The sequence below is a fragment of the Protofrankia sp. Cr1 genome, from assembly GCF_963555865.1.
In the GTDB taxonomy this organism is placed as follows: Bacteria; Actinomycetota; Actinomycetes; order Frankiales; family Frankiaceae; genus Protofrankia.
Genome location: NZ_CAUVXO010000159.1, coordinates 4,525 through 5,379 on the forward strand (window position 1 = coordinate 4,525; position 855 = coordinate 5,379).

Sequence of the window (855 nt, forward strand, 5' to 3'; positions counted from 1 at the left end):
CATGCTCGCAGCACCCGGCCGCATCGCGCTGCGGACGCTGTCCGCCGACCTGGTCACCCTCACGATCGCCGCCGGGCACGTGATCGCCGACAACCGCTGACCGGCCTGACCGGCCTGACCGACCGAGGCAGGCGACGCTGCCCGCAGGCTCAGGCAGAAAGGTAGACGACCTCAGTGATCACGAGGGTGGGGACCACCAACGGACCTGGATGGGTCTCGAGCAACTCCACGCACGCCTCGTGGTGCTGGTCGTCCGCATCGACGTAGGCGTAGAGCGGACCCGCGTCGACGACAAGCGCTACGACGCCGCCTCACTGCGCAGGATTTCTTCGACTCGTTCGGAGACGTCGTGACGGCCGCTCCTGCCCGCGGCCCGCGCGGCGAGAACCCGCCGACCGGGCGACGTCCCGCCAACACGTTCGAGTAGTTCCGCCAGGCCGGCCGGAACGATCGCGGCAAGCCGGCGGCCCCGGTCGGTCAGGAACACGACCTGTCCTGACACGGCAGCTTCGCGGGCGACCTCGGTGAGTCGTTCGCCCTCGGGAAGCGGCATCTCCGTCATAGCAACATCATAGCTGGCCGGGAGCTGACCGCGCGGAGTCACAGCCGCCGGTACGCGTCTCCCACTCGGCACGGTTGATGGCGTAGATCACGCTCGGCCTGCCGTGTAGCGACCATTCGCTGTCCAGGGTCAGCCCGACCTTCTCCATGACCCGACGGCTCTGGATGTTGTCGGGGTGGCAGATCGAGATGACCCAGTCAACACCGACGCGGGTGAACGCGAACTCCACCGCCGCCATCCCGGCCTCGGGCGCCAGACCCTGCCCCACCGGTCCCGCCATACCGTCCAGGCCA

General features: G+C 68.9%; 2 protein-coding genes and 1 pseudogene. All 3 read right to left on the bottom strand.

The window, feature by feature from the left end:
• Window positions 1-149 precede the first annotated feature (149 nt).
• A pseudogene (locus U9980_RS28555) lies at window positions 150-281 on the bottom strand (VapC toxin family PIN domain ribonuclease); the annotation flags it as partial.
• A 17-nt stretch (window positions 282-298) separates the two neighbouring features.
• On the bottom strand, window positions 299-562 hold the full coding sequence (locus tag U9980_RS14050; RefSeq protein WP_322749826.1) for a hypothetical protein: 264 nt from the start codon (window positions 560-562) through the stop codon (window positions 299-301).
• 7 nt (window positions 563-569) lie between these two features.
• Window positions 570-855 (bottom strand): GNAT family protein (locus U9980_RS14055; RefSeq protein ID WP_322768324.1); only part of this gene is annotated, 286 nt, incomplete at its 5' end.